Here is a 24,007-nt window from a genome sequence, read left to right on the forward strand (position 1 = left end):
ACTTTTAAATAGTGATAACAAAGCCCTTACAGTTCGCTGTAAGGGCTTTTTTGTTTTAAGTTAGCGAGAGTAAAGTTAGCAAGGGGAAAGGGGAAAGTTTCGAGATGCGAGATACGAGATGCGAGGTAGCAGCGATTTTACATCGCGTCCTAGCGCCTAGTACCTAGCGCCTTTTTGTAGGCGTGAAACTTGTTTCGCGCGTCTGAACTGATAGCTGACGGCTGACAGCTTCTTAACGTTGGGTTTCGCTGCGCTCTACCCAACCTACGTGAAGAGTCAACAGGTTGAATGCTGTGGGGTCATCAATACTCGATAACCCCACATTTCTGACTTACAGCTTAAAGCTCAAGGTAAACTATTGAACCGTTGCTTTTAGGCCGCGGCGTTTTAATAACGCTGACGTGTCTGGCTCTTGACCACGGAATGCTTTGAACGATTCCATAAGGTCACGAGAGTTACCCACTTCTAAAATTTCTTTACGGTATTTTTCACCCATTTCGCGAGTTAAACCACCTTGCTCTTGAACATATGCAAAGGCATCTGCCGCTAAGATTTCACTCCACATATAAGCGTAGTAACCCGCTGAGTAACCGCCGCCCATTGAGTGTGAGAAGAAGGCTGACTTATAACGTGGTGGTACAAACGGTACATCAACACCATGTTTTGCAAGCGCTTGTTGCTCAAACTTTTCAATGTCTTGTAATGGTGCATCAGCAGAAAGTGAATGCCATTCCATATCAAGTAATGCAGCTGCAACGTACTCTAGGGTATCAAAACCTTGGTTGAAGCTACGTGATTGAATTACTTTTTTCAGTAGCTCATCAGGAATCGGCTCGCCAGTTTTATGGTGTTTTGCATAGTTAGCGATAACTTCAGGGTACATGGCCCAATCTTCCTCAAATGTTGATGGGAACTCAACGAAGTCGCGTGATACTGAGGTGCCAGATAGAGTCGGGTACTTCACGTTTGAGAACATGCCGTGTAAGCCATGACCCAGCTCGTGGAAAATTGTTGTTGCTTCATCATAACTGATAAGCGTAGGTTCGCCATTCGCGCCTTTTTGAATGTTCATAACGTTTACTACAACCGGCTTTTGTTCTTTAAGGCCAGATTGTTTAACGAATGAGCTCATCCATGCACCGCCACGTTTGCCTTCACGAGCGAAGTAGTCAGCAAAGAAAATGGCTAAGCTCTTTCCATTTTCATCAAATAACTCATAGGCTTTTACATCAGGGTGGTAAACCGGAATATCGTTACGTGGTTTAAAGGTGATGCCGTATAAACGGTTCATGGTGAAGAATACGCCATCTTCAAGAACACGGTTAAATTCGAAGTATTCTTTCACTGCATTTTCGTCAAGGTTGTATTTATCTTTACGTACCTGCTCTGCGTAGAATAACCAATCCCATGGCTGTAATTTGAATTGCTCACCTGACTCATCAATCTTAGCTTGAATAGCCGCCGCTTCTGCGTTGACGTTCTGCATTAATGCAGGGATCATACTCGCAAACATATCAAATACAGCTTGTGGTTTTTTCGCCATTTGTGACTCTAAACCAAAATCAGCCCAGCTGTCGTAACCTAATAGTTTCGCTTTTTGAGCACGTAATTGAGCAAGTTCTGCCACGATATCACGGTTACTATTTTCGCCCGATAATGCACGCTCAGCCGATGCACGCCATACTTTTTCACGTAAATCACGGTTTTTCAGTGTTGCCAGAATAGGCTGACGCGTGGTGTTTGTGATCTTAATTAGGTATTTGCCTGGATGGCCAGCCTCTGCTGCGGCATTGGCAAGCTGCTCAATTTGACCTGCTGGTAAGCCCTCAAGCTCTGCTTTGTCATCCACTAAAACAACATTTGTTTTAGTCAGCGCTAATAAGTTTTGTGAGAACTGAGTTGTTAAGCTTGAGTGCTTCGTATTGATATCACGAATTTGTTGTTTTTGCTCTGCACTTAATTTTGCACCAGCACGCACAAAACGTTTGTAGTAAACGTCTAATAAACGCTTTTCTTCAGCAGTTAAGGCAAGGCTGTCAGCTTCGCTGTGAATAGCAGCTACTTTCTCAAAGAGTGCTTTATTTAAGAAAATGTTGTCGCTATGAGCCGCTAGTTTTGGCGCTAACTCTTTTTGTAATTCACGACGTGCCGGGTTTGAATCCGTACCCGCTAAGTTATAAAAAATACTGCGTGTGCGTGTTAATAGCTCACCACTTTTCTCAAGCGCAACAATCGTATTGGCAAAATCAGGCTTTGCTGGATTGTTGATAATAGCTTGCACTTCAGCCATTTGCTCAGACATGCCTTTATTAAATGCCGGCATGAAATGTTCATCTTTAATCGCACTGAAATCAGGCGTTTCGTATTGTAATACGCTTTTCACAAACAGTGGGTTAGCTTGCTCTTTTGCAGCAACAGGTGCTGATTGCTCTGATTTAGGCGTTGATGTTGTTGTTTGAGGTTCTGAACAGGCTGTGAGTAACAGCGCAGAACTGATCGCGGTTGCGATTAGGTGTTTCATAGTTTTTCTCTTGTCATTTTTAAAATTAAATTGTGTCGATATAACCTTGCACATACGTTTTATAAGCTCTCGATTTGCATAGCGGTTAAAACGAATTACAAAAAGATGCTACAAAAAAGCACTTGTATGAGGCAGGTATCACCATGTGATCAATGAGCCCAGCATACTGTGTCTTATTACAATTGACCTCATACGTTGCGATAAGGTGATTATTGGCTGCGATAAGTCGTTAAAATTCTCTAAGATCGGAAAGCCACTTATTACTTTGCAGCTTAAATAGCCTGATCCAACTAATCTCTTTGAATTATAACAGTGTCCAAATAAAAACTTTATGGTATGTTATATTGTATCATTTTAATTCGCAATCAATCTTGCCATGGAGTGCATTTTTTTACGATAAGTTGCAAATGTTGCTTAATAAGCAAGGAGTCATATGGCTATCATAATCAAACACGCTAGCGTTGTTAATGAAGGGCAGCGCGCATTAAATGATGTACGAATTGTTGGTAATCGAATCGCTGAAATTGCCTCAGATATCAGTGCCAAGGCCAATGATGAGGTAATTGATGCAAGCGGCCTGTTGCTATTACCAGGCATGATCGACGATCAAGTACATTTTAGAGAGCCAGGTTTAACCCACAAAGGTACGATCGCCAGTGAATCCGCCGCCGCAGTGGCTGGTGGCATTACAAGTTTTATGGAAATGCCCAATGTTTCACCATCGACTACCACGGCAAAAGCACTTGCAGATAAATACGCGATAGCGGCGCAAACGAGCGCTGCGAATTATGCGTTTTACTTTGGCGCAACCCCAGACAACCTCGATGAAATTAAAGCCCTTGATACCAAAAAGGTATGTGGTGTTAAAGTGTTTATGGGGGCATCAACAGGCGATTTACTGGTTGAGCACCCTCATGCTCTAGAGGCCATTTTTCGGGAAAGCCCAGTACTCATTGCCACCCATTGTGAGCAAGGCGAAGTTATTCAGCAAAATCAGCGCCGTTTAGCAAAGCGCTATGGTGAGTTACGTATCGAACATCACCCATTTATTCGCGATGAGTTAGCGTGTTATGCATCATCATCGTATGCCGTATCGCTGGCAAAACGCTATGGCTCACAGTTACATGTTTTACATCTTACAACAGCAAAAGAACTAGAGCTATTTAGTAACGCACCCATAGAGCAAAAGCACATAACTGCCGAAGCTTGCGTGCATCATTTGTGGTTTAACCAAGATAATTACGCAAACTATGGCAATCAAATTAAATGTAACCCTGCCATAAAATCAGAGCAAGACCGCCAAGCGCTACTCGCAGCAGTACGCGATGGTCGCATTGATATCATTGCTACCGATCATGCCCCTCATACTTGGCAAGAAAAACAGCAACAATACAGCGCTGCCCCTGCTGGGCTCCCATTAGTCGAGCATGCATTACTGTCGTTACTTGAGCAGGTAAAACGTGGTGCGTTGAGCCTTGAGCAAGTCGTTGAAAAAACAGCGCATAACGTGGCAAAGCGATTTGCTATCGAAGAGCGGGGGTTTATCAGAGAAGGTTATTTTGCTGATTTAGTCCTGGTTGACCCAAACGCAGAAAAGCACGTTGAGCATACAAACACACATTACTTATGCCAATGGACTCCTTTCAATGGCACCACCTTTTCACACCGAATAACACATACCTTTGTAAATGGTGAGTGTGTCTTTGATGGGCAACAAGTGACCCCGCACAAACAGGCCGCTAAGGCCTTAACATTCAATCGTTAAAAGAAGTCGATATGCAATTACCCGATATTACCTCGCACTCTAATGTAGATTTTCAGTCACCTTTAAAATGGGTCGGCATGGAAAAAATAGCATTGCCTTTGAAGCTTGCACAAACTCATGTTGATGTGCACCTGAATACCAAAGCTGATGTGTTCGTTAGCCTTGATAGCGATGCAAAAGGCATTCATATGTCGCGTCTTTATTTATTACTTAATCAGCAGTTGGCTAAACAAAGCTTAACGAGTCAACGTGTTAGTGAGTTTATGGAGGCCGTTTTAGCATCACAAAAAGGCTTAAGTAAAGGCGCAAAATTGGTGCTGCAATTTGATTTACCACAGCTAAAACCAGCGCTGCTTAGCGACAATGCCGGATACAATGCTTACCCTGTCGTTTTAACGATTACTAAGCAGCAATCGCTCACCATTAACTTAAAAGCCGATATTGCCTACAGCAGCACCTGCCCATGTTCAGCGGCATTATCTAGGCAGCTTTTGAGCGAGGCAGTCGATAAGCAATTTAGTGATGAGCATATAGATAAAGCCTCTTTACTCAATTGGCTTGCAAGTGAACAGGGCTCAATTGCAACTCCCCATAGCCAGCGCTCTTATGCGTATGTCAATGTCACTTTTAGTAGTGAAAAGCTACCTGATATTAGCGGCTTTATCACAGTATGTGAGCAAGCCATTGGTACGCCAGTGCAAACCGCCGTGAAGCGTGAAGATGAACAAGCATTTGCCGCCCTTAACGCAAAAAACTTACTGTTTTGCGAAGATGCAGCAAGGCGATTGAAGCAGTGTTTCGAAACCATGCCGGGTATTGCTGATTACCAGTTTAAGGTTGAACACCAAGAAAGCTTACATGGCCACAATGCCGTGGTTTATGAGTCTAAATATTAGGTTCATGAACCTAAAATGGTTTACAAATTTTGACATTAGCGGTCGCAAAATATTGCTATTCATTTTCACAGTGATAATGATACGAGCGCTAAAAATGATAAACATAATAATATAAAGGACGACTATGCGTTTTAAATTTATTGCTGCTGCAGTGGGTCTCGCTGTAGCAAATGTTGCTGTTGCCGACGAAGGCATGTGGCAACCTCACCAGCTACCAGAGCTTGAATCAGTGTTAAAAGCGAAAGGCTTGAGCATTGATGTAGAGTCAATTTCAAAATTAACAGAGTTTCCGATGAACGCGGTAATTAGCCTTGGTGGCTGTACAGCTTCGTTTGTTTCACCAAAAGGCTTAGTTGTCACAAATCATCACTGTGCCTATGGTTCGATTCAATATAACTCGACCACCGAAAACAATATTTTAGAAAATGGCTTTTTAGCTAAAACAACAGGCGAAGAAGTCCCAGCTGCGCCGGGTTCTCGTGTTTTTGTAACAGAGCAAGTAACCGACGTTACAGATAAAGTAAATAAAGGGACTGAACAGCTAACCGGTAAAGCACGTTTTGATGCAATTCAAGCAAATGAAAAATCACTTGTTAGTGAGTGTGAGCAAGACAAGAGCTACCGCTGTAATGTGTATACTTTCCACGGTGGTCTTGAGTATTACCTTATTAAATCGCTAGAAATTAAAGATGTACGTTTAGCGTATGCACCTGCTATGGGCGTAGGTAAATACGGCGGAGATATCGACAACTGGATGTGGCCGCGCCACACGGGTGATTTCTCGTTCTATCGCGCCTATGTTGGCAAAGATGGTAAGCCAGCTGAATATTCAGAAGATAACGTGCCGTACCAAAGTGATGCGTTTTTAAAAGTAAGCGCTAAAGGCGTTCAAGAAGGCGATTTTGTGATGGTTACCGGTTATCCGGGCAGCACAAACCGTTACCGTATTTCGCCTGAAGTTGATTACGTGTTTAACACAGCTTACCCATTAGCGCGTAAATATAACTCTAAATATGTCTCGTTAATTGAAGAAAATGCGCCTGAAGGCTCAGAGGCACGTATCGCTTATGAAAGCACGATTGCGGGTTATAACAACTACATTAAAAACTATGGCTCAATGATTGAGAGCTTCAATAAAGGGTCAATGTATAGCCGTAAGCAACAATTCGAAAAAGATCTCACTGGGTGGATCAATGAAGATAGTAAGCGCAAAGCTAAATACGGACACGTACTTGCTGATTTATCTGCGCTAGTTGCACAGTCACAAGAGCATAACCAGCGCGACCGCATGTTAGGTTACGTACACCGCTCACAAATGATCTCAACTGCTCGACGTTTATACCGTTTAGCTTACGAAAAACAAAAGCCAGATGCTGAGCGCGAAAGCGGTTATCAAGAGCGTGATATGCCACGTATCGAGTCTCGTTTAAAAAGCATGAGCCGTCGTTATGATGAAGCCGTTGATAAAGCTATTTTACTGTACTTTATTGAGCAATATGCTGCACTACCTAAAGACGAGCGAGTTGCAGAGGTTGATAAAGCACTTGGCCTAACAAACGGTTTTGATAAGCAAAAACAACAAGCGTTACTTGATGATATGTATGCTAAATCGGTTCTTGCAGATGAAAGCAAACGTTTATGGATGACAGAACTTGACCTTGCACAGTTAAAGCAAAGTAGCGATCCATTCATTCAGTATGCTCATGCAATCTTTGCAGTCACAAAAGATATTGAAGATGCGAAAAAAGAACTGGCTGGTAAACAGCAAGCTGCTCGCCCTGCATTAATGGAAGCAATCATCGCTTATAACAAGGCACTTAATAAACCTGTTTATGCAGATGCTAATAGCACCTTACGTGTAACTTACGGTACGGTAGGCGGCTATTCACCGCAAGATGGCTTAGTGGCAACCCCCTTTACATCGTTAGAAGGCCTGCTTGCTAAAAATACTGGTGTTGAACCATTCAACTCACCAGAAAAGCAAAATCAGTTAATTAAGCAAAAGCTTTATGGCGATTACACAGGCGGTATGAATACTGTTCCGGTTAACTTCTTATCGAACGTAGATACCACCGGTGGTAACTCAGGCTCTCCAACATTAAACGGTAATGCTGAGCTCGTTGGTTTGTTATTTGATGGTGTGTACGAAAGCATTATTGGTGATTGGGATTATGATGAAAACTTAAATCGCTCAATTCACGTTGATTCACGATACATGTTGTGGGTGATGGATAAAGTTGATAATGCTCAAAACCTACTTAAAGAGATGACTATCGTTAAGTAATCTAAGTTTAACGTTAATTTAAGCATTAAAATGCCAGTCTAACAGACTGGCATTTTTGTTTATAATAAAAATAAAAACATTAAATATCATGAGGTTGAAAAATATTTGTAAAAATTAATTTTTCTTAAGTTTTATTTAAGTTTCGCTCGATAAATTTTACACATAACCTAAGTGGAGCGAACAATTATGCTTTCAGTTCAACAATCACATCAAACTCAAGTTCAAGAGCCTGCCTTTGTTTGCACTCGTGAAGGAGGTCAATTCCGTGACCGTCTCGAGAGTAATATCAAGCAAGGTTTTGCTGCAGCTTATGATGCGAAAATTTCGCAGTTCATGCCGCTACTGTGTGAGCTTAATGTTGATGATGAAGTATGTACGTTAGGTCTTCGCTCTGCATCACAACCTTTGTTTATTGAACAATACCTCCCTGCGTCTATTGAGCACTTTGTCGGTGCCAAGCGTGAGCACATTTTTGAGCTAGGTAATTTATGCTCAACGCATCGAAAAGCCACCTTGGCACATTTTGTTTTAATGAACGAAGCACTCTATCAAGCAGGGGCAAAATATTTAGTGTTTTGTGCAACCCGTAAAGTGAGAGCGCTATTAAAAATGCTGGGTGTAAATTGCAAAGAAATCGGTGTTGCCAATGCACAAGCACTACAAGATCCAGCAAGCTGGGGGAGCTATTACGATAATCAACCAACCATTTGTGTGGTTGACCTAAACGAAGCTCATCAGCGTGTATTAAATACCCCCGTTTTATTCAATATCAAACAGCAGTGTTTACAGTCATCGCTTGAGCTTGCTGTATTTTTGGAGGCGTTATGAGTTGGTTAACACAGTTACCACATAAAGATAGCGATACCTTAATGGTTTGCCACAAAAGCGATGGTGTGCGCTCACTAACTAAACAAGAATTTACTGAACAAGTGACTCGCTTGCTACCTACCTTGGCAGAATTTGATGCCCAAGGTGTGGCTTATCAATTAGATAACACACCTGCTTGGTGTGTATTAGAAGCTGCGCTTAGCGAGCTTAAAAGAGTGGCTATTCCGCTACCAACGTTTTTTACTGCTCAGCAAATTGCGTTTGGTTTACAAAACAGTGGGGCAGGTTTATTTGTTTGTGACCGTGCTTTCGAAGGCGAGCATGCTAAATTAGTGGCGTTAGTAGATGTATGTAAGCATTACCCTTTATATGTTTATCAATTGAGTAATACACAGCCTGTGCCATATTTTGCAAACACGCAAAAGATTACCTTTACGTCTGGCTCAACGGGCACACCAAAAGGCGTGTGTTTATCGCTTGAAAGCCAATTGCAGGTGGCAACATCACTTTATCAAAGCATTGGTTTAGAAAAACCAAACCATTTATGTTTACTGCCGCTACCTGTTTTGCTTGAGAATTTAGCCGGTGTGTATGCGCCGCTATTAGCGGGTGGCACGGTTAACTTAGTGCCTTTAGCTGAACTTGGTTTTTCAGGTGCACAGCTACTTGAACCACATAAATTAATAGCCGCAATTGAACGTACAGAGCCAAACACCCTTATTTTAGTGCCTGAGCTACTGACTTGTTTAGTGGCTTTTGCAAAGCAAGGTTGGCAAGCACCTAAAAGCTTAAAGTTTATTGCAGTAGGTGGCGCAGTTGTAAGCCAAGCGCTTATTAAGCAAGCTCGTGAGCTCGGTTTGCCGGTTTATCAAGGTTATGGTTTATCTGAATCTTCATCGGTGGTGAGTTTAAACACTCGCGATGATGATGACATTGACACCGCAGGGCGAGTACTTAAGCACATTCAATACAAAATTGAAAATGGCCAGCTTTATATCAAAGGCTCATTATTTTTGGGGTATTTAGGTCAAGCAGCACAAGATGCTGACGATTGGTATGCAACCGGTGATCTCGTTACTGAGCAAGCAGGTCGCTTGGTTATTCAGGGCCGTTTGAAAAACCAACTTATCACCAGCTTTGGGCGCAATATCAGTGCCGAGTGGCCAGAGTCGTTATTGCTTAGCCACAGCCAAGTACAACAAGCGGTGGTGATTGGCGAAGGTCAGGCATTTCTAGCCGCGCTTATCTATGCAAACCAAGCGATGAATGACGCTGAACTTGCCGCCCATATTACGGCACAAAACGCGCAACTACCCGAATACGCACAGATCAGAAAGTGGCATCGAATGACAGAGCCTATGAGCCACACGCAAGGTTTATTAACCAGCAATAATCGCCCTAAACGCGATGTTATTAATCAATTTTTTGCTAAAGAAATTTCAGCACTTTACCAAGAGGCGACCAGCATGAGTCAATTTTTCAATACATTACAAGCCGAAACACAGAAAGAACGTGACTACCTATTAGCTGCGCCGATTATTGGACGCGTTTTTAAAGGTGAAGTAAGCCTAAGTGAATATGCATCGTTCTTAACGCAAGCTTATCACCATGTTAAGCACACAGTACCACTGCTGATGGCAGTTGGTGCAAAGCTGAGCGATAAACAAGAGTGGCTGCGCGAAGCTGTTGCAGAATACATCGAAGAAGAGTTAGGCCACCAAGAATGGGTGCTAAACGATATTGCAGCCTGTGGTTTTGATAAAGAGCAAGTGCGTCATTCTCGTCCACAGTTTTCGACCGAGTTAATGGTGTCGTACGCCTACGATGCAATTAATCGCGGTAACCCATTGGCATTCTTTGGCATGGTTCATGTGCTCGAAGGTACCTCGATTGCATTAGCCGATAATGCAGCAGGGCAAATCCGTGAGGTCGTAGGTTTACCTAAAAAGGCGTTTACCTACCTTACTTCGCACGGTGCACTGGATATTGAGCATGTGAAGTTTTTCGAAAACCTCATGAACAAAATTGATAACGAGGACGACCAGCAAGCCATCATTCACGCCGCAAAATGTTTTTATAAATTGTACGGCAATATTTTCCGTGACCTCGATTCAGAACCTTTCTTTAGCGAGGCTGACTTGGAGCAAAGCGCATGAGTAGCCCAGTTTGTGTGCTAACCGGTGCAACAGGGGGCATTGGCCGTGCTATTGCCCTTCGCCTTGCAAAAGAAGGTTGGCGTTTATTACTCGTTGGTCGAAATGTGAAGCAACTTGCTGCACTGCAATTGGAATGTGGCAATGATGCTGAGTATTTTCAGGCCGACCTTAGTAACAGTGAATCTCGCGATGACCTAGCTAAGTTTGCTCAGCAAATTGGCGGGGCAACGTTACTAATCAATAACGCAGGCGTTAATGTAATGCAGGGGTTTAGTGAAATTAGCGAACAGCAAATTGATCATCTGTTAAATATTAACCTACATGTGCCTATTAAATTGTGTCAGCTGTTTTTACCACAAGTGACCCGCAATAAAGGCACGATTGTCAATATTGGTTCATCGTTTGGCAGCATTGGTTATCCGTATCAAACCTTGTACTGCGCAAGCAAGTTTGGCCTAAGAGGGATGACCGAAGCCCTTGCCAGAGAGCTCAGCCACAGCGATGTGAAAGTATTGTATTTAGCGCCTCGTGCCACCGATACCGCGATTAATTCGCCGCAAGTACGCGCGATGAACAAAGAGCTGGGTAACACCATGGATCCGCCAGAAAAAGTGGCTGATGCATTAATAGATTTAATTAAATCAAAAAAACGTCGTCGTTTTATTGGTTTTCCAGAAACATTATTTGCCCGTATTAACGGCGCATTTCCATCACTCGTTGATAACGCAATAGCAAAACAACTTCCTAAAATTAAAAGTTTTTTTGCCAACTAAATTGATCAAGGTGAATGATTATGACTAAACTAAATTTAAAAGCCCTAATGATGTTAGGTGTTATCATGGCTGCGCCTGCAAAAGCCGACTTTAATAGCGATTTAAGTTCGGTGCAAAAGCAGTGGGCAGTGGTTAATTACGAATTAGTTGACGATGCGCAGTTAGATGCATTCGAAAAGTTAGCGAGCGAAACCGCAGAGTTTAGCAAAGCCAACGACCAGCAAGCAGCCAGCCATATTTGGTACGGTATTGTGTTATCGAGCTATGCAGGTGCAAAAGGGGGCTTAGGCGCGCTAGGTCTTGCAAAAGATGCGAAAGCACAATTTGAAAAAGCGCTAAGCCTAGATCCAAAAGCGCTTGATGGCTCGGCATACACAAGCCTTGCAACCTTATACGGTAAAGTACCAGGTTGGCCTATTGGTTTTGGTGATGACGATGAAGCGAAAAAACTGTTTAAGCAAGCGCTTGAGCTAAACCCGCGTGGTATCGATAGCAACTATTTATATGCGTCATTCCTATATGACGAGCGCAAGTATAAATCAGCTAGAGAGTTTTTATTGGTTGCACAGCAAGCGCCAGCGCGCCCTGAAAGACCCAAAGCAGATCTTTACCGCCAACAAGAAATTACTAAACTATTGGCTAAGGTAGAGAAAAAAATAAAGAGATAAGCTATGCATTTATTGCTCGTTGAAGACGACCATTTAGTGGCAGAAGGGCTGTGTCGTTCTTTACGTCAACAAGGATACAGTGTTGAACATAGTTCGACCGTTAAGTCAGCGATGCAATGGCTGCAAAATGATGAAATTGAGCTGGTAGTCCTTGATTTAGGACTACCAGACGGTGATGGTATCGACATTTTAAAACACATCAAAAAGCATCGTAAAAACCTGCCCGTGGTGATTTTAACTGCTCGGGGCAGTATTGATGATAAAGTCATGGGGCTTGATTTAGGTGCTGATGACTACCTAGCAAAGCCCTTTGATCCCGCTGAGCTGTTTGCCCGTCTTCGGGTTGCCAGCAGGCGTGTGACCCAAGCACAAACCAGCACTTTAAAAGTTGGTGATGTTGAAATGGACACCGCCGCTTTTACCGTAAGATTTCAAGGTGAGCCAGTAAACTTGCCGCGCAAAGAGTTTATGCTCCTTAAAGCCTTGCTAGAAAACCAAGGTCGCGTGCAATCAAAACAGCAGTTAGAAAGTAAACTGTACGAATGGGGCGAAGAGGTGGGGTCTAATACCATCGAAGTACACATTCATCACTTGCGTAAAAAATTCCCAAAAAAGTTTATTAAAACCTTGCGCGGCATTGGTTATGTGGTAGGTAAACGCTAGTGTCAATTCGTAAAAGGCTGACTCTACTTATATTGTCTATGGTGATCTTAACCTGCTTTTTGGCATTTACTAAAGGTTACCGTGAAAGTATGAATCAGGCTGAAGCACTGCTCGATAACGAGCTGGTAACGCTGGCACATGTGTTAATCGAGCAGCCACTCAGTAAAGAAACCCCAGCTTATACCAGTGATTTACCGCAGTTATTGTTTCAAGTTTGGGTTGATGACAGCTTGGCCTCAAGCTCAAAATCATTGCAGCAAAATCTTAGTAATCAAAGTCAGTGGCAAACCGGGTTTAGTGTTGAGAACTTGGCTGGGCAACGAGTCAAAGTGTATCGCTTAAGCGAAGGCAATAAGCGAGTGCTTATTGCAGAGCCTTTGAGTAAACGTGTGGCACTAACCGAAACCGTAATTTTATCGGCCATGACGCCGCTGTTATGGAGTGTGCCTATCCTTGCTCTCCTTATTAGTGTGTTTGTAAAACAAGGGCTTGCGCCACTAACTCGGTTATCAAATCAACTCAAACATCGTCAAGCAAATGACTTTACAGCTATTCCTTGGCAAACCCCAGAGCAAGAAATAAAACCCGTAATTAGCCGCTTAAACGATCTATTCAAACGAGTTGAAAGTGCTTATTTACGAGAGCGCTTTTTTGCCTCAGATGCGGCCCATGAACTGCGTACCCCGCTCAGTAGTTTAAAAATCAATGTGCATAATTTAGTAGCTCAAGGTGTTGAGAGTGTTGAGCTTGATGCGATGGAAAAAGGCGTTGATAAACTGAGCAATATCGTTGAACAAATGCTGATTTTGGGGCGTACCTATCCAGAGCAATGGCAAGCGCAATTTAGCCCCGTGTCGGTGTTAGAAATTAGCCAGCAGGTTGCCTCACAACTTTATGATCGTATTGACGAAAAAGAGCACACAATTAGCATTGATGGCGATGATTTTATCATCGCCGGTGACGAATTCACCTTAGTTACTTTGTTTGGCAATTTACTGAGTAACGCCATAAAATATACCCCAGCTGCGGGAGAGATTTGTATTACTCTGAAAACCGAAAACAATCGTTTTATCTGGCAAATAGATGACTCGGGCCCCGGTATTGATGAAGCTCAAAAACAGCGTATTTTTAACCGTTTTTACCGTGTGGGTGGCGATAAACATCCATCAGGTGAACAAGGAGCCGGGCTTGGTATGGCCATTGTTGAACATATAGTTTCGATTTATAACGCTGATATTGCTTTAGCTGACAGTCACCTTGGTGGCTTGCGAGTGAGTGTCTCTTTTATGCAAGGAGATGTCAGTGAATAAATGGATTTTGGCGCTTTCTATGCTGCTACTATGTATGTCGTCTTGGCTTGCCTATGCCAAAGAGTACAAGCTGATTTTAAAAGATCATTTGTTTTACCCCGCTGAAATAAAAGTACCTGCTAATAAAAAACTGCGGCTTTTGATCGAAAACCAAGATGACACGCCAGAAGAGTTCGATAGCTTTGACTTAAATCGTGAAAAAGTGCTCTACCCAGGTCGCACAAGTGTCATTTATATCGGACCACTCAGCCCTGGGCGTTATGACTTTTTTGGTGAATTTTCGCCTAATACAGCCAGAGGAACTGTCGTGGCTACGGAGGTGAATGATGCTGATAACTAGTTTATTAATGAGCATTAATCAGCTTTTGCCTGTGGTGATTTTAGCCGTGCTTTTGAGTTTAATTGTGCCTTTAAGTCAGCGCCAACTGAGTATTTATGCAGTGATTGGTACGCTACTAAGCTTAGTGTTTGTGCAAGGCGCTGCTTGGCTGAGTCAGTTATTTGATCACAGAGGCTTAGAGTTTATTCAAATGCTACTGTGTATTGTCATATTTATCGCTGCATTAATTAGCTGTCAGCAACGAAGCATAGCGGCTGCGCTGGCCTTGATTGCAACCATGACGTTGTATTTAAGCCATTATATGATTTATTTAGTCAGTTTTTGGCACAGTAAAGATACTGCTGAGCCATTGATATTGGGTACATCTCTAGGTGTGGGCATTTGTATTAGCTTTGGCGTTTTGTTGTTCTTTTTGCTTGAGAGTATTGCTAAGCGCGTAGGCGAGCAGCCATTGGTTGTGTTGCTTGCCTTAAATGCAACAGCAAAGCTATTGATATTTATTGATTTAGCAAGTCAGATCGATTTACTCGATGTGACCTCAAATTATTTAGATTGGCGTGGGTTTTTAATTGAAAACTCAGAGCTTGGGCGCGTATTAAAAGCCTTAGTGGGCTACGAAGCTACGCCGAGTAAAACCGCGCTATGGGTGTATATCATTGCTACGTTGGGGTTTATCGCTTTAGCCAACGTTTTAAAAATTAAAAAGACCAAGGAGCCAGTATGCGGTTCTTAATAGTTAGTTTAAGTTGCTTGTTTTTATTAAGTATTAGCCAAGTTGCTCAGGCTGATGGCATGGTAGTTGATAAAGTGTATCACCCTTACGTATTGCCTTTTGAGCGCGAAGTTGAGTGGCGTTTGGTATCCAGACAAACTGATAGCGGCAATGTGCTTGCACAGCGTGCAGGCTTAGGCGGCGCAATTAACGACACCATGAGCCTTGAGGGCTACTTAGTTGGCGAGCGCGATGATAACGGTGATTTTGGTTTATCTTCATATGAGGTGGAGTTACGTTGGCAATTGGTTGAGCAAGGTCGTTTATGGGCCGATTGGGGAGCATTATTTGAGCTTGAAAAACAGCATACACTCGATGCTTACGAAGCGACGACAGGTTTTTTATGGGAAAAAGAGTTTGGCCGTACAAGCCTGACTATGAACGCATTTTTAGTGTATGAATGGGGGGCTGATATTGAAAACGAGTGGGAAAGTGAGTTTCGCTTACAGTATCGTTATCGCTATCGTTCGGCTTTTCAACCATCGATCGAAATATACGCGGGTGAGGACTTTATTGGAGTAGGTCCTGGCTTTACTGGCTTACACAGATTTAGCCCTAAACGCCAGTTAAAATGGGAAGCAGGTTTTATTAGTGAGCTTAGCCAATCAGGCAAAGATCATAGCTTTCGCTTGGCTTTAGAGTTTGAATTTTAATGTCGATAGTGTTTGACTTATCAAACTAACTCTATATAGTGGGCACCAGCTAGAAAGAAAGCGTGTAATTAATAAATCTTTATTTCGTTGTTGTATAAGTAATACTTGTAGTACCGTCCTGAAGTTTTTAAGTACCATCTCATTTTTTGCTACACCCGCCCACTAGGGCATGTTTAATTTTTTATATCAGGAATAATACTATGTCTAACATCGTATCAGGTACAGTTAAGTGGTTTAACGAATCTAAAGGTTTTGGTTTCATCGAGCAAGAAAATGGTCCAGACGTTTTCGCTCACTTCAGCGCTATCAAAAGCGAAGGTTTCAAAACTTTAGCTGAAGGCCAACGTGTAGAGTTCACTCTTTCACAAGGTCAAAAAGGTCCTCAAGCGGATAACATCACTCCGTTATAATTTTTACTTTTAGTAAAAGTTAAGAAGAAGCAAGCTACGGCTTGCTTTTTTTATGCCTAAAAATTGACTGAGCTAGTGAATATTTCTATATTTAATGCAGCTATGTCATTAGAGTGTATTAATTATCTTAAAATATTTGTTGTTAGCATGCCTAAGCTTTGCACCTGTAGTATTGGCAAAAGATAGTGTCACCATCTACACCGAGCAATTTCCGCCGTATAACTTCTCAAATAAAGGGCATTTAGAAGGCATTAATCTAAAGTTTGTTAAAGCAATGTGCGTTGATGCAAACATTGAATGCCAATTCGAGCTCTTACCTTGGTCTAGGGCATATCACTTAGCTCAGCAAAAGCCGCTGTCAGGTCTGGTTTCTACAGCACGTATTCCCGACCGTGAAGAGTTATTCAAGTGGGTTGGTCCAATGGCTTCCTCTCGTAACTTTTTTTATCGCTTGCAATCAAATGACCGCATTAATCCCATCGACTTATCGCAAGTGAAAGATCATAGCCTGTGCGTAGTAAGAGATAGTATTTACGAAAAGTTTGTAGAAAGCATTGGCTTTGAAGGTGATAAAAATCTTCTTAAAGTGAGTCACTATTACGAGTGTATTAATTTATTTTTCAAAAATAAAATAGAGCTCATTATTGGTTCTGAGCTGTCGTTTAAATACCAATTAATGCAGTATGGTCACCAAGGTAGAGAAGTGGTTAAGTTGGTTGAGTTGCCACTTAATGGCACGGTTGGTAACTTTCTAGCGTTAAATAAGGCCTTACCCGAAGAGCTTGTAAGCCGATTACAGGCAAGTTATGACAAGCTCAGTAAACAAGGGTTATTAGAGACTTATATTGAGCAATATAAGGCGAATTAAGGTCGCTGCGCGAGCATCATCACTGCATTGTATCTTGGTGTCATAACCACCTCATTAAACGCAGCCTTTAAGGCATCGACATAACGTTGGTCGGTATTAATATTTGCGGCAAGATAGCCTTTCATGGTTAAAAAGTCGATTGCATGAGCAAAGCTGAAACGAGTTTCATCCAGCGCTAATTGCTCAGCCATAGCCGCAATATAGTTCTTATCATCAATGATTAAATCAACCTTGCCCGACATCAATAGTTGATACGACTTATTGATATCAGAGGTATATACCACAGTATAACCACGCTCTGTTAAGCGCTGCGCCGCTAAATCATGACGCTGAACCGCTATCTTATATTGTTTTGCTTGCTCGTTTGCTGTGATGTTTATATCGCTGCGAGAGCTCAACTTCACAAAGCCCATTTGGTAGGTTGCCACTTCACCAATCCAATGAAAGTGTTTTTCGCGTTCAGCAGTTTTCGCCATACTATAAATAAAGATATTCGGTTTCTTCAGTGCCATATTGTAAGCACGGGCCCAAGGGTAAAGCTCTATATTCGCGTTCAAATTAGCTTTAGCAAAAATTGCTTTCACAAGCTCGGTGCTCTCACCGGCAACTTGGTTATTGATTAGAGTTTGATTCGGTGGCGACAGTTCAGTCACAACGGTTAGGGTCGGCTTACTCAGTGCTGGCCAACTAAAGAAAAGAATTAGCAAATAAAGTCGTAAATAGTTCATTTATGTACTTAAAAGGACTTAGTAATTAAATCTTAGCACATAAAACGATAAAAGGGCCTTGCGGCCCTTGGTGAAGTATCGTTCAAGTCAGATAGACCTTTAACCCCTTAAAGTTCTATCCTATTGTTTTGCAACTACGGCTCATCTCATTAAGTTTCTAAGCTAGCGAGAGGAAAAAACCTGCAATTGCTGCACTCATGAGGTTAGCCATAGATCCTGCTAACACTGCTCTGAGCCCTAAGCGTGCGATATCCTTTCGCCGACTAGGCGCCATACCGCCTAATCCACCTAGTAAAATTGCTATCGATGATAAGTTAGCAAACCCACATAACGCGAATGTGACAATCGCTTGTGTGTGCGCACTTAACGTATCGCGATAATTAATAAAGTCGAGGTAAGCAACAAATTCGTTAACTACAACCTTCTGACCTATAAAACTGCCTGCGATTACTGCTTCGTTCCACGGTACACCTAATAACCATGCAACTGGAGCGAATACGTAACCTAAAATTTCTTGTAGCGTTAATGTTGGATGATCAAACCAACCACCAATACCGCCTAATAACCCATTTAGAAGTGCAATAAGTGCTACGAAAGCCAGTAACATCGCACCTACGTTAAGTGCTAGTTGCATCCCGTTTGCGGCACCTGATGCGGCTGCATCAATTACGTTAACCGGTTTTTCTTCTTGTACGTCTAAATCAGCTAAATCTTCTTTCGGTGTTTCGGTCTCTGGCACAATCATTTTTGCCATTAAGAAACCACCTGGTGCCGCCATAAAGCTGGCTGCAATTAAGTATTTAAGCTCTACACCAATTGTTACGTAACCTGCCATAACAGAACCGGCTACAGTAGCAAGGCCACCAACCATTACCGCAAATAGCTCTGACTTAGTCATGCTGGCGATAAATGGTTTAACAATCAATGGTGCTTCTGTTTGGCCAACGAAAATATTGGCGGTCGCAGAAAGCGATTCAGGGCGCGAGGTTTTCAATAGCTTTTGTAAGCCACCGCCTAGAATCTTGATTATCCAATCCATCACCCCGATGTGATACAACACAGCAACGAGTGCTGAGAAGAACACGATAACGGGCAATACTTGTATCGCAAAAATAAACCCTAGGGTATCTTGCGATGCCAGTGAGCCAAATAAGAAGCTAATCCCGTCATTGGCATAACCAATAACTGATGAGACTCCTCGAGACATACTTGCCAGTACGTTTTTGCCCACTTCGAAGAACAAGACAAAGCCACCAATTAACACTTGAAGTAAAAAGGCGATGCCGACAGTTCTTAAATTAATTGCTTTACGGTTCGTAGAAGCCGCAAAAGCAATGCCTAGTAGCACAACAATGCCTACTAAGCTCATAAATGTTGTCATACTGACTATTTCCCGTTGTTATTGTTGCAGTAAATATTTTATTTTACTTTTAATTATATCAATGGCAACGCGATTCATACCGCCGCGTGTGACTACGAGATCAGCTTTGTGCTTTGATGGCTCAATAAACTGATAAAACATAGGTCGCACTGTCGCTTGATATTGATCAACAACGGACTGTAATGTTCTGCCACGCTGCTCCATATCTCGTTGCATACGGCGCATAAGGCAGATATCTAACGGTGTATCAATGAACACCTTAATATCAAATTCTTTTCGAAGTGCCGGATCACTCAATAGCAAAATACCTTCAACGATAAGTACTTTTGCAGGTGCAACTCGACGCGTTTCATCGCTACGGGTATGCATTGCATAGTCATAAGTTGGTACGTCTACTGATTTTCCAGCGCGCAATTGAAGTAAGTGCTCATGCAAAAGCTCATGCTCGAAAGCATCAGGATGGTCGTAATTGGTTTGCGTTCGATGGTCAAACGGCAAATGCGACTGGTCTTTGTAATAAGCATCTTCTTCGATCACTGCGATCGCGCCCGGTTCAAGCTCATTGACTAATTCGTTATAAATTGTCTTGCTAAAAAGAGACTTGCCCGACGCAGATGCGCCAGCAATAGCTATAATTGTTCGTGTCACTAAAGTTCTCGCCCACACAGAAGGAAACATTGTTAGGTAGATCACAATAGCAAAAAAGACACGATTAATCTCTTTTGCTTCGCTTAGAGATGCAAATTTATAATGTTTCTGTTTTATGAAACAGGACTTATGTCCTGTACCAAAAATTCGAAGAGCATATAAAGTATTCACATATTGATAACGAGGTACCCATGTCAAGAGCACTCATCTTAATGGCAGATAGCCTAGGAATTGGCGCAGCACCTGACGCAGAGAAGTTTGGTGATGTAGGCGCAAATACCTTTGCTCATTTACTTAAAGCCTATGCAGAAGAAACAGGTGAGCACTTATCGCTACCTAATCTTACCCGTTTAGGTTTAGCTGATGCATGCGAAGCCGCAGGTAAAGAACCTTGTTTAGTTAGTGACCGCCAAGCACCTATTGGCGCATGGGGTTACGCTAAAGAGTTATCTAGTGGTAAAGACACGCCTTCAGGGCACTGGGAAATGGCCGGTGTACCTGTGTTATTTGATTGGGGTTACTTCCCTAATACACAGCCGTGTTTTCCACAAGAATTTGTTGATGAGCTAATTGCTCGCGCAGGTATTCCTGGCATTTTAGGTAACTGTTATGCCTCAGGAACAACCATTTTAGAACAGCTAGGTGAAGAACATATGCAAACCGGTATGCCGATTTGCTACACCTCAGTTGATAGCGTGTTTCAAATAGCCGCGCACGAAGAATCATTTGGACTGGAGAAACTTTATCAGGTTTGCGAAATCGCACGGGCGCTGCTTGATGAAATGAACATAGGAAGAGTGATTGCGCGGCCATTTTTGGGTTCGAGCCGTGACGATTTTGCCCGTACAGGTAATCGTCGTGACTATTCGGTGCTGCCACCGTCGCCAACCTTGCTTGATAAATTATCGCAAGACGGCGGTGAAGTGATCAGTATTGGTAAAATTGCCGATATCTATGCGCACCAAGGCATCACCCAAAAACACAAAGCACCAGGTCTAATGAACTTGCTTGAGAAAACCTCAGAAGTGATTGCAAGCGCACCTGACCATAGTTTGATTTTTACAAACTTAGTTGATTTTGATGAAAAGTACGGTCATCGCCGTAATGCAGTTGGCTATGCTAAAGCATTAAAAGAGTTTGATGATTACCTACCGACCATCTTAAATCAGCTAAATAGTGATGATGTGTTAATTATCACGGCCGATCACGGATGTGATCCAACAGCAGCAGGCACTGACCATACACGTGAATACGTGCCAGTACTTGCATACCAACCGGGAATGACAAACACCCCGCTTGGAGAACGAGCTAGTTTTGCAGACATAGGTCAAACCCTTGCCCAGTGGTTTAATCTTCCTGCACTTGAATACGGTGATAGTTTTAACGACAAGCTATTAGCGAACAAAAAAGGAAACCAATAATGAGTACTCCTCATATCAGCGCCAATGTAGGCGAATTTGCAGAAACGGTATTAATGCCGGGTGATCCGCTTCGCGCTCAATACATTGCTGAAAACTTTTTAGATGACGCAAAACAAGTAACAGGCGTTCGTAATATGTATGGTTTTACCGGTACCTACAAAGGTAAACCAGTGAGTATTATGGGCTCTGGGATGGGTATTCCATCAATGTCAATTTATGCCCGTGAATTGATCGTTAGTTACGGCGTTAAAAATCTAATTCGTATTGGTACCTGTGGCGGTATTGGTAGCGATATCAAAATTCGTGACGTTATCTTTGCACAAGGTGCAAGCACAGATTCAAACGTAAACCGTGCGCGTGTACGTGGTTACGACTTTGCCGCAATTGCTGATTTCGGTTTACTAATTAACGGCGTAAACGCAGCAAAAGAATTAGGCATTGAAGCGAAAGTAGGTAATGTATTTACAACAGATACATTCTACCAAGCAGATAACACATTCTATCAAGAATTAGACAAGCTAGGCGTACTTGCTGTTGATATGGAAACAGCTGGCATGTACGGCGTAGCTGCTGAATACGGCGCAAAAGCGATGGCACTATTTACTGTGAGTGACCACGTAATCACTGGTGAAGCGACACCAAGCGAAGAGCGTCAAAGCACCTTTAACGAAATGGTTAAAATTGCTTTAGAATCAATTTAAATAAGTTCCTTGGTAACGTATTCACTGAAATTTGGAAACACGCCCAAAGTGAAGTGAGACTAACCTCAAAGCCGCATTTATGCGGCTTTTTTTATAGCTACAAGTTTACCTGCGTAAAATCCTGCCCGCATCTCGCAACCGCCCCTTAAAACTTGAAAATTCAACCAATTGTTGCCACTTTTAATAGAGGAACAACAATTGAGGATGTGTATGTCTAATTGGGTTGAAGCTAAGGTAAAAGACGTTAAATGGTGGACCGACTCATTATTTAGCTTAATCGTTAATGCCGATGTTGAGCCATTCACGGCGGGGCAGTTTACAAAGCTTGCGATGCAAGTGGGTGATAAACGTGTAGCTCGTGCATATTCTTATGTGAATGCGCCGAACAATCCCGACCTCGAGTTTTATCTTATTAATGTCAAAGACGGTCAACTTTCTCAGCAACTCGCACAATTAAAGCCGGGTGACTCTGTGACAATAGAGCGCCGCGCGACAGGCTTTTTTACCCTTGATGAAGTACCAAGCAGTGAGCAGCTCTATATGCTGAGTACAGGTACTGCGCTTGGGCCTTTTATTTCAATATTAGAGCAGGGAGAAGTGTGGCAAAAGTTTGAGCATGTTCATTTAGTGCATGGAGTTCGTCTTAACGAGGACTTAAGTTATCAAGAGCGTATTAAAGCGCTACAGCAGCAGTACCCAAATCTTTGCTATTCGCCGGTAGTCAGCCGAGAGTCAGCCACTATCGGTTTTAATGGCCGGATCACAGACGTAATTAAAGATCATCGTTTATTTGATGTAATAGGGCACCCAACTGTACCTGATACCGCACAGTTTATGATTTGCGGTAACCCACAAATGGTAAAAGATACTACGGCAATTTTGTTAGAGCTTGGTTTTAGCCGCAACAGACGCCGTGAACCAGGGCAGATCACAGTAGAGCAATATTGGTAAAAAACTATGCCAAACAGCTAGAATTTGCTACCTTAGCGCCTCAAATCAGGAATGATGCATTTAGGAAAAGTATGAAACCGTTATTTTTTGCAATCAGTTTATTACTCTCTTGGCAGTCAATTGCAAGTGACGAAACCACCGAACAAACCCAACCTCAAACGAGCAATGAACAAAAAGCCGAAAAGAAGGACGTACCTAGCTTAGAGTTTATTGAAGAAAAGCCAGCTACAGAGCAAAAATCAGCGTCTGAAACTGAAAAAGCGACTGTAGAAGCCGCTCAAGTAGAAGAAAAAGCTGAAGAAGCTGCGAAGGCAACGAGTGAAACAACCACAAGCAGCGACGAACAAAAAGCGACAGCCGCAGCCTTAAAAGCGCTTGCAGAAGTTGATGATAGCAAAGTACTCGGTACACAAACCCCTGCACCTGCAGAGCAACCAAAAACAGTTGCCGAAAAACAGCAAGCCGTTGCAGAAGCAGAAAAAGCCGTTAACCAAGCTAAAGAAGCACTAACAGCGAAGCAGCAAGAAAAAGCACGTCAGTCACGTGAATCGATGGCGGTGATTGAACAGCTGATTGCAGCTTATAATGCTCGTAACATTGATGCTTTTATTAAGATGTACGATGAAAACGTTGAGTTTTATACATTCCCGAATGAGTTGATGTTCACCGGTAAAGAAAAACTCATTGCACGATACGGCATCATGTTTAAAAAGCTAAAGTGCATTAAATCATCGCCAATTAAACGCATTGTACTTGGCAACATCGTGATTGATCACGAACTCTCTGAAACCTGTACACAAGACCCTAAAGTCGTCGACAAACGCTCTGAGTTCGTCACCAGCTATAAAATAGAGAATGGCAAAATAACCAAAGTGTTATTCTTCCGTTAGAAAAAAGAGCAGCCCAGCTGCTCTTTTTTATGGGTGAAAGTTAGTGGGTTCAAGTTAGCGAGAGTAAAGTTAGCGAGAGTAAAGTTAGCGAGAGTAAAGTTAGCGAGAGTAAAGTCAGCGAGAGTAAAGGTACGAGTAACGAGATGCGAGATATGAGATGCGAGATATGAGATGCGAGATATGAGATTCGAGATATGAGATGCGAGATATGAGATGCGAGATATGAGGTGCGAGATATGAGATGCGAGATATGAGATGCGAGATATGAGATTCGAGATATGAGATTCGAGATATGAGATGCGAGATTCGAGGTAGCAGCGATTTTACATCGCGTCCTAGCGCCTAGCACCTAAATCCTAGAGCCTAAATCCTAGAGCCTA

At 42.5% G+C, this 24,007-nt stretch carries 22 protein-coding genes and 1 pseudogene; 19 read left to right on the plus strand and 4 right to left on the minus strand.

Annotated elements, in window-relative coordinates; genetic code table 11:
• Positions 1 to 355 precede the first annotated feature (355 nt).
• Positions 356 to 2,521 carry a M3 family metallopeptidase gene (locus VRK28_RS08195; RefSeq protein ID WP_332393711.1) on the minus strand — a complete coding sequence of 722 codons (2,166 nt, stop codon included), beginning with the start codon at positions 2,519 to 2,521 and terminating at the stop codon, positions 356 to 358.
• A 433-nt stretch (positions 2,522 to 2,954) separates the two neighbouring features.
• Between VRK28_RS08195 and VRK28_RS08200 the strand changes: the two genes are divergently transcribed.
• The 15 genes and pseudogenes from VRK28_RS08200 to VRK28_RS08270 all read left to right on the plus strand — a co-directional run bounded on the left by VRK28_RS08200 (position 2,955) and on the right by VRK28_RS08270 (position 16,907).
• Entirely contained in the window at positions 2,955 to 4,286 is a 1,332-nt protein-coding gene (locus VRK28_RS08200; RefSeq protein WP_332393712.1) for a dihydroorotase, read from the plus strand.
• Between the two features lie 11 nt (positions 4,287 to 4,297).
• Complete coding sequence (folE2, locus tag VRK28_RS08205) at positions 4,298 to 5,182, plus strand: GTP cyclohydrolase FolE2 (protein ID WP_332393713.1); 885 nt, start codon at positions 4,298 to 4,300, stop codon at positions 5,180 to 5,182.
• Between the two features lie 124 nt (positions 5,183 to 5,306).
• Positions 5,307 to 7,466 (plus strand): S46 family peptidase, encoded by a 2,160-nt coding sequence (locus tag VRK28_RS08210; protein WP_332393714.1) that lies wholly within the window; start codon positions 5,307 to 5,309, stop codon positions 7,464 to 7,466.
• 186 nt (positions 7,467 to 7,652) lie between these two features.
• Complete coding sequence (locus VRK28_RS08215; protein ID WP_300418624.1) at positions 7,653 to 8,294, plus strand: thermostable hemolysin; 642 nt, start codon at positions 7,653 to 7,655, stop codon at positions 8,292 to 8,294.
• Positions 8,291 to 9,748, plus strand: a pseudogene (locus VRK28_RS08220) (AMP-binding protein); the annotation flags it as partial. The gene VRK28_RS08215 and the pseudogene VRK28_RS08220, both read left to right, overlap by 4 nt.
• A gap of 12 nt (positions 9,749 to 9,760) precedes the next feature.
• Positions 9,761 to 10,450, plus strand: coding sequence for a TenA family transcriptional regulator (locus tag VRK28_RS08225; RefSeq protein WP_208855495.1), 690 nt, complete (start codon positions 9,761 to 9,763; stop codon positions 10,448 to 10,450).
• A complete protein-coding gene (locus VRK28_RS08230; RefSeq protein ID WP_054563176.1) occupies positions 10,447 to 11,223 on the plus strand; it encodes an SDR family oxidoreductase in 777 nt (258 codons plus the stop codon). Before VRK28_RS08225 ends, VRK28_RS08230 begins: the two co-directional genes overlap by 4 nt.
• Positions 11,224 to 11,243: 20 nt before the next feature.
• Entirely contained in the window at positions 11,244 to 11,891 is a 648-nt protein-coding gene (locus tag VRK28_RS08235) for a tetratricopeptide repeat protein (RefSeq protein WP_062565412.1), read from the plus strand.
• Between the two features lie 3 nt (positions 11,892 to 11,894).
• Positions 11,895 to 12,554, plus strand: coding sequence for a response regulator transcription factor (locus tag VRK28_RS08240; RefSeq protein WP_332393715.1), 660 nt, complete (start codon positions 11,895 to 11,897; stop codon positions 12,552 to 12,554).
• Positions 12,554 to 13,864 carry an ATP-binding protein gene (locus VRK28_RS08245; RefSeq protein WP_130167461.1) on the plus strand — a complete coding sequence of 437 codons (1,311 nt, stop codon included), beginning with the start codon at positions 12,554 to 12,556 and terminating at the stop codon, positions 13,862 to 13,864. Before VRK28_RS08240 ends, VRK28_RS08245 begins: the two co-directional genes overlap by 1 nt.
• A gap of 19 nt (positions 13,865 to 13,883) precedes the next feature.
• Positions 13,884 to 14,204 (plus strand): cupredoxin domain-containing protein, encoded by a 321-nt coding sequence (locus VRK28_RS08250; protein WP_082422995.1) that lies wholly within the window; start codon positions 13,884 to 13,886, stop codon positions 14,202 to 14,204.
• Positions 14,188 to 14,937 (plus strand): iron transporter, encoded by a 750-nt coding sequence (locus VRK28_RS08255; RefSeq protein ID WP_240701524.1) that lies wholly within the window; start codon positions 14,188 to 14,190, stop codon positions 14,935 to 14,937. The genes VRK28_RS08250 and VRK28_RS08255 overlap by 17 nt, the downstream gene beginning before the upstream one ends.
• On the plus strand, positions 14,925 to 15,629 hold the full coding sequence (locus VRK28_RS08260; RefSeq protein ID WP_063528421.1) for a hypothetical protein: 705 nt from the start codon (positions 14,925 to 14,927) through the stop codon (positions 15,627 to 15,629). The genes VRK28_RS08255 and VRK28_RS08260 overlap by 13 nt, the downstream gene beginning before the upstream one ends.
• Positions 15,630 to 15,829: 200 nt before the next feature.
• Positions 15,830 to 16,039 carry a cold-shock protein gene (locus VRK28_RS08265; RefSeq protein WP_004587186.1) on the plus strand — a complete coding sequence of 70 codons (210 nt, stop codon included), beginning with the start codon at positions 15,830 to 15,832 and terminating at the stop codon, positions 16,037 to 16,039.
• 172 nt (positions 16,040 to 16,211) lie between these two features.
• A complete protein-coding gene (locus tag VRK28_RS08270) occupies positions 16,212 to 16,907 on the plus strand; it encodes a substrate-binding periplasmic protein (protein ID WP_240701523.1) in 696 nt (231 codons plus the stop codon).
• Here VRK28_RS08270 and VRK28_RS08275 read toward each other — a convergent pair.
• From VRK28_RS08275 to udk, 3 genes are all read right to left on the minus strand, one after another.
• Positions 16,904 to 17,635, minus strand: coding sequence for a substrate-binding periplasmic protein (locus tag VRK28_RS08275; RefSeq protein WP_063528419.1), 732 nt, complete (start codon positions 17,633 to 17,635; stop codon positions 16,904 to 16,906). The genes VRK28_RS08270 and VRK28_RS08275 overlap by 4 nt on opposite strands.
• A gap of 157 nt (positions 17,636 to 17,792) precedes the next feature.
• A complete protein-coding gene (locus tag VRK28_RS08280; RefSeq protein ID WP_054563193.1) occupies positions 17,793 to 19,016 on the minus strand; it encodes a NupC/NupG family nucleoside CNT transporter in 1,224 nt (407 codons plus the stop codon).
• 18 nt (positions 19,017 to 19,034) lie between these two features.
• The gene (gene udk / locus VRK28_RS08285; protein ID WP_054553619.1) at positions 19,035 to 19,664 is read right to left on the minus strand and encodes a uridine kinase; all 630 of its coding nucleotides are present in this window, start codon (positions 19,662 to 19,664) and stop codon (positions 19,035 to 19,037) included.
• 191 nt (positions 19,665 to 19,855) lie between these two features.
• On the opposite strand from udk, the gene VRK28_RS08290 reads away from it, so the two are divergent.
• The 4 genes from VRK28_RS08290 (at position 19,856) to VRK28_RS08305 (ending at position 23,627) form a co-directional block, all read left to right on the plus strand.
• Positions 19,856 to 21,085, plus strand: coding sequence for a phosphopentomutase (locus tag VRK28_RS08290; RefSeq protein ID WP_332393716.1), 1,230 nt, complete (start codon positions 19,856 to 19,858; stop codon positions 21,083 to 21,085).
• On the plus strand, positions 21,085 to 21,786 hold the full coding sequence (deoD, locus tag VRK28_RS08295) for a purine-nucleoside phosphorylase (protein WP_332393717.1): 702 nt from the start codon (positions 21,085 to 21,087) through the stop codon (positions 21,784 to 21,786). The genes VRK28_RS08290 and deoD overlap by 1 nt, the downstream gene beginning before the upstream one ends.
• A gap of 210 nt (positions 21,787 to 21,996) precedes the next feature.
• A complete protein-coding gene (locus VRK28_RS08300; protein ID WP_063529507.1) occupies positions 21,997 to 22,737 on the plus strand; it encodes a ferredoxin--NADP reductase in 741 nt (246 codons plus the stop codon).
• A 71-nt stretch (positions 22,738 to 22,808) separates the two neighbouring features.
• On the plus strand, positions 22,809 to 23,627 hold the full coding sequence (locus VRK28_RS08305) for a nuclear transport factor 2 family protein (protein ID WP_063529508.1): 819 nt from the start codon (positions 22,809 to 22,811) through the stop codon (positions 23,625 to 23,627).
• Positions 23,628 to 24,007: the final 380 nt, after the last annotated feature.

The sequence above is a fragment of the Pseudoalteromonas sp. P80D2 genome, from assembly GCF_036680945.1.
Taxonomy (GTDB): Bacteria; Pseudomonadota; Gammaproteobacteria; order Enterobacterales; family Alteromonadaceae; genus Pseudoalteromonas; species Pseudoalteromonas shioyasakiensis.

Bases quoted from the DNA above. Each gene is read 5' to 3' on its own strand.
- VRK28_RS08210 (WP_332393714.1), top strand. From the start codon at position 5,307: ATGCGTTTTAAATTTATTGCTGCTGCAGTGGGTCTCGCTGTAGCAAAT.
- deoD (WP_332393717.1), top strand. From the start codon at position 21,085: ATGAGTACTCCTCATATCAGCGCCAATGTAGGCGAATTTGCAGAAACG.
- folE2 (WP_332393713.1), top strand. From the start codon at position 4,298: ATGCAATTACCCGATATTACCTCGCACTCTAATGTAGATTTTCAGTCA.
- VRK28_RS08280 (WP_054563193.1), bottom strand. From the start codon at position 19,016: ATGACAACATTTATGAGCTTAGTAGGCATTGTTGTGCTACTAGGCATT.
- VRK28_RS08230 (WP_054563176.1), top strand. From the start codon at position 10,447: ATGAGTAGCCCAGTTTGTGTGCTAACCGGTGCAACAGGGGGCATTGGC.
- VRK28_RS08300 (WP_063529507.1), top strand. From the start codon at position 21,997: ATGTCTAATTGGGTTGAAGCTAAGGTAAAAGACGTTAAATGGTGGACC.
- VRK28_RS08225 (WP_208855495.1), top strand. From the start codon at position 9,761: ATGAGTCAATTTTTCAATACATTACAAGCCGAAACACAGAAAGAACGT.
- VRK28_RS08195 (WP_332393711.1), bottom strand. From the start codon at position 2,521: ATGAAACACCTAATCGCAACCGCGATCAGTTCTGCGCTGTTACTCACA.
- VRK28_RS08290 (WP_332393716.1), top strand. From the start codon at position 19,856: ATGTCAAGAGCACTCATCTTAATGGCAGATAGCCTAGGAATTGGCGCA.
- VRK28_RS08260 (WP_063528421.1), top strand. From the start codon at position 14,925: ATGCGGTTCTTAATAGTTAGTTTAAGTTGCTTGTTTTTATTAAGTATT.
- VRK28_RS08250 (WP_082422995.1), top strand. From the start codon at position 13,884: ATGCTGCTACTATGTATGTCGTCTTGGCTTGCCTATGCCAAAGAGTAC.
- VRK28_RS08255 (WP_240701524.1), top strand. From the start codon at position 14,188: ATGATGCTGATAACTAGTTTATTAATGAGCATTAATCAGCTTTTGCCT.
- VRK28_RS08240 (WP_332393715.1), top strand. From the start codon at position 11,895: ATGCATTTATTGCTCGTTGAAGACGACCATTTAGTGGCAGAAGGGCTG.
- VRK28_RS08200 (WP_332393712.1), top strand. From the start codon at position 2,955: ATGGCTATCATAATCAAACACGCTAGCGTTGTTAATGAAGGGCAGCGC.
- VRK28_RS08305 (WP_063529508.1), top strand. From the start codon at position 22,809: ATGAAACCGTTATTTTTTGCAATCAGTTTATTACTCTCTTGGCAGTCA.
- VRK28_RS08275 (WP_063528419.1), bottom strand. From the start codon at position 17,635: ATGAACTATTTACGACTTTATTTGCTAATTCTTTTCTTTAGTTGGCCA.
- VRK28_RS08215 (WP_300418624.1), top strand. From the start codon at position 7,653: ATGCTTTCAGTTCAACAATCACATCAAACTCAAGTTCAAGAGCCTGCC.
- VRK28_RS08265 (WP_004587186.1), top strand. From the start codon at position 15,830: ATGTCTAACATCGTATCAGGTACAGTTAAGTGGTTTAACGAATCTAAA.
- VRK28_RS08235 (WP_062565412.1), top strand. From the start codon at position 11,244: ATGACTAAACTAAATTTAAAAGCCCTAATGATGTTAGGTGTTATCATG.